General features: G+C 69.0%; 9 protein-coding genes. All 9 read left to right on the top strand.

Going from position 1 to position 5,909, the window contains the following annotated elements; translation table 11 throughout:
* Window positions 1–121 precede the first annotated feature (121 nt).
* Window positions 122–616, top strand: coding sequence for a phage virion morphogenesis protein (locus ACODSL_RS19910; protein WP_488902481.1), 495 nt, complete (start codon window positions 122–124; stop codon window positions 614–616).
* A complete protein-coding gene (locus tag ACODSL_RS19905) occupies window positions 613–1,218 on the top strand; it encodes a phage protein Gp37 (RefSeq protein ID WP_488902480.1) in 606 nt (201 codons plus the stop codon). The genes ACODSL_RS19910 and ACODSL_RS19905 overlap by 4 nt, the downstream gene beginning before the upstream one ends.
* A complete protein-coding gene (locus ACODSL_RS19900) occupies window positions 1,218–1,433 on the top strand; it encodes a DUF2635 domain-containing protein (RefSeq protein ID WP_488902479.1) in 216 nt (71 codons plus the stop codon). Before ACODSL_RS19905 ends, ACODSL_RS19900 begins: the two co-directional genes overlap by 1 nt.
* 2 nt (window positions 1,434–1,435) lie before the next feature.
* On the top strand, window positions 1,436–2,902 hold the full coding sequence (locus ACODSL_RS19895) for a phage tail sheath subtilisin-like domain-containing protein (RefSeq protein WP_488902478.1): 1,467 nt from the start codon (window positions 1,436–1,438) through the stop codon (window positions 2,900–2,902).
* 17 nt (window positions 2,903–2,919) lie between these two features.
* Window positions 2,920–3,279, top strand: a complete 360-nt coding sequence (locus ACODSL_RS19890; RefSeq protein ID WP_488902477.1) for a phage tail tube protein — start codon at window positions 2,920–2,922, stop codon at window positions 3,277–3,279.
* On the top strand, window positions 3,279–3,554 hold the full coding sequence (locus ACODSL_RS19885) for a phage tail assembly protein (RefSeq protein ID WP_488902476.1): 276 nt from the start codon (window positions 3,279–3,281) through the stop codon (window positions 3,552–3,554). Before ACODSL_RS19890 ends, ACODSL_RS19885 begins: the two co-directional genes overlap by 1 nt.
* A 38-nt stretch (window positions 3,555–3,592) precedes the next feature.
* Entirely contained in the window at window positions 3,593–3,697 is a 105-nt protein-coding gene (locus ACODSL_RS19880; protein WP_488902482.1) for a GpE family phage tail protein, read from the top strand.
* Window positions 3,684–5,144 (top strand): phage tail tape measure protein, encoded by a 1,461-nt coding sequence (locus ACODSL_RS19875; RefSeq protein WP_488902475.1) that lies wholly within the window; start codon window positions 3,684–3,686, stop codon window positions 5,142–5,144. Before ACODSL_RS19880 ends, ACODSL_RS19875 begins: the two co-directional genes overlap by 14 nt.
* The coding region (locus ACODSL_RS19870; RefSeq protein WP_488902474.1) for a DNA circularization protein at window positions 5,144–5,909 on the top strand (766 nt) is incomplete at its 3' end. The genes ACODSL_RS19875 and ACODSL_RS19870, both read left to right, overlap by 1 nt.

The raw sequence follows: 5,909 nt of genomic DNA, 5'->3' as shown, positions 1-5,909 counted from the left end.
TCTCCACCGGCATCATCCGCCTGCCCGACGAGGCAGGCGGCGAGCCGGCCGGCCGCGACGACACCATCGCCGTTTCCAGCCAGGAGCGGCTGTTCTCTCGTGACCGCATGAGGGGGTTCTGATGGGCCTCCGATACACCGTTGAGGCCTCTGGCGCGGCCGCCCTGGAGCGGCAGCTGGGCCATTTCCTGGAGCGCATGGGCGACCTGTTCCCGCTCATGGGCGAAATCAGCCAGTATTTGAGCGAGGCCACCCGCGATCGGTTCGGGGACGGAGAGGCTCCCGACGGCTCCAAGTGGAAGCCCTCTATCCGCGCCCAGCTCACGGGCGGCCAGACCATGGTCAAGAGCGGAGTCCTGCGCGAGTCGGTTCATGGCGCCGCGACGCGGGATACGGCCATCGTCGGGACCAATGACCCGCGCGCACCGCTGTTGCACTTCGGCGGAATTGTCCGACCCAAGACGGCGGGCGCCCTACATTTCCAGCTGGCCGGTGGCGGTTGGAAGACGGTCAAGCAAGTGGTCATTCCGCCCCGGCCGATCTTCGGCCTATCGCCAGCGGATCCAGGCAAGATCGGGGAGATCATCAACGACTACCTGGCAAGGGCGGTTCGATGATCATCGCGCAGATCGAGAACGCCATGGCGGCGCGACTCAATGCGGCGGCGAAGCTGGACGTGCTGGGCTACAGCCTGCGCGCCGTCGAGAGCCTGCCCACCGACCTGGACGAGTTCCTATCGGCCGATATCCGCGACTTCCCGGCGGCCTGGACCGTGTTCGGCGGCTGGCGGAAGCTCAACGACATGGGTGGTGGCGAGACGCTGGTGGAGGGGACCTTCCACCTGGTGGTCGCCGCGTCGAACCTGCGCAACGAGAAGGCCCAGCGCCATGGCGGCGGCCCGGGCGAGATCGGCTCCTACCAGCTGACCCTCGATCTGACGGCGCTGCTGGTCGCCCAGGACTTCGGCCTGCCGATCTCATCCTTGCAGCTGGGGGCGTGCACGCCGCTCTACACCGGCGGCGACCGCAAGAAGCGGCCGGTCAGCATGTTCGCGATCGCGTTCACCAGCCAGTTCATCATCAGCCCTCGCGCGCCGGACGAGATCACCGTCCCGCCGATCGGCGACTTCACCACCTTCGCCGCCGCCTGGGACATCCCGCCCCATGACGGCCAGGCCGATGCGTCGAGCCTGATCACCTATCCCATCGAGGAGTCCTGATGGTCGACCAAGACACCCTGCGTCTCAAGCCGGCGGCCGGCCGGCGCGTGCGCAAACCTGACGGCTCCCTGCTCACCGCCGGCGAGGACGTGGCGCGTTCGCCGTTCTGGATCCGCCGCCTCGACGACGGCGATGTCGAGGAGACCGCCGACCTCGCTGCTCCCGCTGACGCCGAGACCGCGCCCGCCAAGCCCGCGCCCAAGACCAAGGACTGACCATGTCGATCGCCTTCAACACGATTTCCAACACCATCCGGACGCCGGGCGCCTACGCCGAGATCGACTCGAGCCGCGCCCGTCGCGGCCTTCCGGTCAAGACGCCGCGTGTCCTGCTGATCGGCAACATGCTGGGAACCGGCACGGCCACCGCCGCCACTCTGCTGCGCCAGCTCTCCGCTTCGCAGGCCCGAACCGACTTCGGACCGCACTCGATCCTGGCCGAGATGGCCGCCAAGTTCGCTGCGGCGAACACCTCGGCCGACCTCTACGCCATCGGCCTTGCCGACGCCGGCGGCGGCACGGCGGCCACCAAGGTCGCCACCATCACCGGCCCCTCGACGGCCGCCGGGGTCCTGGCGTTCTATATCGCCGGTCGCGCCGTGCCGGTGACCGTCACCAGCGGCCAGACCGCCACCCAGATCGCCGCCGCGGCCGTTGCGGCCATCAACGCCGTGGCGGATATGCCCGTCACCGCCGCCAACGCCGCCGGCGTCCTGACCCTGACGGCCCGCAACAAGGGCACGCCCGGCAACGACATCGATGTTCGCGTCGGCTACTACCGGGAGGATGTCGTGCCAGCCGGCGTGGCCGTGGCCATCGCCGCCGGCGTTACCGGCGCCACCGATCCGGACGTCGCCACGGCGATCGCCGCCATGGGCGACGAGCCCTTCGACGTGATCGTCATTCCCTGGACCGGCGCCGCCAACCTCACCGCCCTGGAAACCGAGCTGACCCGCCGGTGGGCTCCGCCGGCCCAGATCGACGGCGTGGCGTTCGCCGCCGCCCGGGGCACTCAAGGCTCGCTCGCCTCCCTGGGGGCCGGCCGCAACAGCCGCTATGTCTCGATCATCGGGGCGGACGCCGGCCTCAATCCGCCCTGGGAATGGGCTGCTTCCACCGCGGGCGTGGTCGCCCACTACGGCGGCATCGACCCGGCTCGGCCGTTCCAGACCTTGCCGCTGCCCGGCATCCTCGCGCCGCTCTCGGCGGACGCCTTCACCCGCGCCGAGCGGGAGCTGCTGCTGATCGACGGCATCACGACCTTCACGGTTGATCCAGGCGGCTCTGTCCTGCTTGAGCGGGTGATCACCACCTATCAGCTGGACAGCAACAGCCTGGCCGACACCAGTTGGCTGGACGTCAACACCCCGCTGACCCTGTCCTACCTGCGCTGGTCCTGGCGCCAGCGGATGCTGTCCAAGTTCCCCCGCCACAAGCTGGCGGACGACGGCACGCCCGCCGCGGCCGGCGGCGCGATCGTCACGCCCAAGATCGCCAAGGCCGAGACCGTGGCCTGGGCGCGGGACATGGCCGAGGCCGGGCTGATCGAGAACATTGATCAGTTCATCACCGACCTGGTGATTGAGCGCGACGCCAGCGACCGCAACCGTCTGAACACGCGCATGGCGCCGGACCTGGTCAACCAGGCCATCGTCTTCGCGGCCCAGATCCAGTTCATCCTGTAGGGAGGGCCAGCAGCCCCATGACCGGCAAGCTCTTTGGCCGCGCGACCATCCGCGCCGACGGCCAGTATCTCCAGACCTTCGAGGGAGCGACCCTCGACCCGGGCGGCGTCAAGCGCACGCCCCGCCCCGGTGCGAACAGCGCCGGCGGGTTCACCGAGTCGATCGAGCCTTCGAAGATCGAGTGCGACGTGATGATGGCGACCGGCGTCAGCATTGCGTCGATCCAGGCGATCGACGACGGGACCATCACCTTCGAGTGCGACACCGGCCAGACCTATGTCGTCAACCACGGCTATTGCGGTGACCCGCCCCAGCTGGGCGGCGAGGGCAAGCTGAAGTGCGTCTTCAGCGGCCCGCCGGCGGAGGAGATCCTCTGATGGCCAAGGTCACCCACACGCTGGATTACCCGATCGAGGTGACCAAGCGCGCCGGCGGCGCGAAGGAGAAGGTCGAGACGATCACGGAGATCACCCTCGATCTGCCGGAACGGCTGAAGGCCAAGCACCTGCGGTACACCGACGGCGCGAAGGGCGAGGTCGGCAAGACGCTGGCCCTGCTGTCAGCGTTCAGCGGTCAGCCGGTCAAGGTGCTGGATGAGCTGGACGCCAAGGACCTGGAAGCGCTGGCGGCGCACCTGGAGCCTTTTTCCTAGCCGGGTGGCCGCCTGACTGGGCCGCCGTCCTCGGCAACCTGGCTGCCGCCTTCCATTTCCCGCCCTCGGAGCTGTGGGAGATGGACATCGATGAGCTCCTTTTCTGGAACGATCAGGCCGTAAGAATCCATGGGTCCGCTTAGCCTGAAACTGATCCTGCAGGCGGTCGATCGCTGGAGCGGGCCCACGGCGAAGGCGACCGGGTCGATCGGCGGTCTGATCTCGCGCATCGGAACCCTGACCGGCAAACTGGCCAAGGTCTCGGCGATCGGCGGCGCGGTGGCGGCGGGCACGGCTGTGCTGGTCGGCGTCCAGGTCGGCAAGGCGGCCTGGGCTATGGTCAAGGAGGCGGCCGACGCCGGCGACGCCGCCTGGAACAACGCGCAAAAAATCGGCCTGACTGTTCGCAGCTATCAGCGACTGCTCTATGCCGCGAAGCTGGCCAACCTAGAGTCGGGCGAGTTCAGCGTCGGCCTGGGGATGCTGGCTAACAATGCCGTCTCAGCCGCCCAGGGCGGCAAGGAAGACGCCAAGGCCTTCGCCGCTCTAGGTGTGAATCTGAAGGACGCTCGCGGCCAACTGTTGCCGACCGAGGAGCTGCTGGCCCGCATCGCCGACCGGTTCGCCAAGATGCCCGATGGCCCGCAGAAGACGGCCATGGCGATGCGGCTGCTGGGCCGATCGGGCAAGGAGATGATCCCGCTGCTCAACATGGGCGGGGCGGAGATCCGCAAGGCCGGCGACGAGGCCGAGCGTCTGGGCGTTGTACTTTCCGACGACCTGGCCAAGGCCGGCGACGAGTTTAACGACAACCTGGACCGGATGAAGTCGAGCATCTTCGGCTTAAAGATCGGCATCGGCGCTGCCCTGCTACCTACCGTCAACCAGGGCATCGTCGGCATAACCAAGTACATTGCCGCCCACCGTCCCGAGGTGATCGGCAAGGTCAGCGAGATCGTCCGCGGACTCGGGGCGGTGATCATGAAGATCGATTGGGCTGCCACCGGCGAGGCGGTCGTCAGCATCGTGAATGGGATTGTTTCCCTCACCCACGCGCTGGGCGGTCTAAGCGGAATCCTCAACATCGCCGGGGTGCTCGGCATCGGCCAGATGACGGCTAGCGCACTGACTTTTGCCGCCGCCCTTGGGGTGCTCACCGGTCCAGTCGGCTGGACCATCCTGGCCATCGGCGCGATCGCCACCGGCGCGTTCCTCGTCTGGAGGAATTGGGACAAGATCGCCAAGTGGTTCGGCGACATGTGGACCCGCCTGGCCACCGGCTTCAAGAACGGTGCAGCCGCCGTGTGGAACGCCCTGCCGCCCTGGCTGCGGTTCATCCTCAAGGGCGTGGCTTTCGTGGTGAAGTTCGGCAACCCGGCCGGCGCGGCCGCTGCGGTGGCCGGTGCTGCAGCCCGGGCCGGAGCGCAACCCCGGCCGGCGGTCGGCGCGGCCGCCAGGGACGGCGCGCGCGGCCGCGTCGATGTCGGGATCCGCGTTGACCAGGACGGCCGCGTCCGGTCGACCACCGCCCGCGCCTCCGGCCAGGCCGGCATCGATGTCAATCGCGGTCCCCTGCTGGGGTCTGACTGATGGCCTGGCGTGACCGCCTCCGCCCGGCCAGTTTCCGGGGTGTGCCGTTCGATGTGGACGGCAACGAGCACGGCTTTGGCCGGCGGTTCGAGATCCACACCTATCCGCTGAGGGACAAGCCCTACGCCGAGGACCTGGGCCGGGCGCCCCGGCAGTTTCGCGTGGAGGCCTATGTCCTGGGTCCAGACTATGACGCCGCCCGGGACGCCCTGATCGCCGCCCTGGAGGCCCAAGGGCCCGGCGAGCTGGTCCATCCCTCCTATGGCCGCCGGCAGGTGGCCTGCACCAACTCCGCCTGCCGCGAAGACAAGACCGAAGGCGGCCTGGCCGTCTTCTCCCTGGAGTTCGTCGAGGCCGGCGAGAACACCGCGCCGGCGATCACGGTCGCCACGACAGACGCGGCCGTGGCGGCTAGCGCCGGCGCGACAGCGCAGTCGGCCGCCCTGTTCGCGACAGGCTTCTCGACAGCCGCTTCACCCGGGTTCGTGGTCGACCAGGCCGCCGCCTTGACCGAACAACTGAACCTGGCCGCCGAGGCCGCCGCCGTTCTGGTCGCTCCCGCCGGCGCGGCGCTCGACAGCTTCCGCCGGCAGGTGGCCGGGATCCGGGCCGGGGTGCTGAACCTGGTCGGCGCGCCGGCGTCCCTCGCGGACGCCGCCTCCGGCCTGATCAATCAAGTCCGCCTGCTGGCGACGACGCCGGCGGCGGCGCTGCAGGCGCTGCGGCCGTTCACTGAGTTTGGATCGACCCTCGCTGCCGTGCTGG

It is taken from the genome of Caulobacter sp. FG121 (genome assembly GCF_057809815.1).
The sequence above is the reverse complement of the archived record's forward strand: the minus strand, read 5'-3'. Positions and strand labels throughout refer to the sequence as shown.

Bases quoted from the DNA above. Each gene is read 5' to 3' on its own strand.
- ACODSL_RS19890 (WP_488902477.1), top strand. From the start codon at position 2,920: ATGACCGGCAAGCTCTTTGGCCGCGCGACCATCCGCGCCGACGGCCAG.
- ACODSL_RS19900 (WP_488902479.1), top strand. From the start codon at position 1,218: ATGGTCGACCAAGACACCCTGCGTCTCAAGCCGGCGGCCGGCCGGCGC.
- ACODSL_RS19875 (WP_488902475.1), top strand. From the start codon at position 3,684: ATGGGTCCGCTTAGCCTGAAACTGATCCTGCAGGCGGTCGATCGCTGG.
- ACODSL_RS19885 (WP_488902476.1), top strand. From the start codon at position 3,279: ATGGCCAAGGTCACCCACACGCTGGATTACCCGATCGAGGTGACCAAG.
- ACODSL_RS19895 (WP_488902478.1), top strand. From the start codon at position 1,436: ATGTCGATCGCCTTCAACACGATTTCCAACACCATCCGGACGCCGGGC.
- ACODSL_RS19905 (WP_488902480.1), top strand. From the start codon at position 613: ATGATCATCGCGCAGATCGAGAACGCCATGGCGGCGCGACTCAATGCG.
- ACODSL_RS19910 (WP_488902481.1), top strand. From the start codon at position 122: ATGGGCCTCCGATACACCGTTGAGGCCTCTGGCGCGGCCGCCCTGGAG.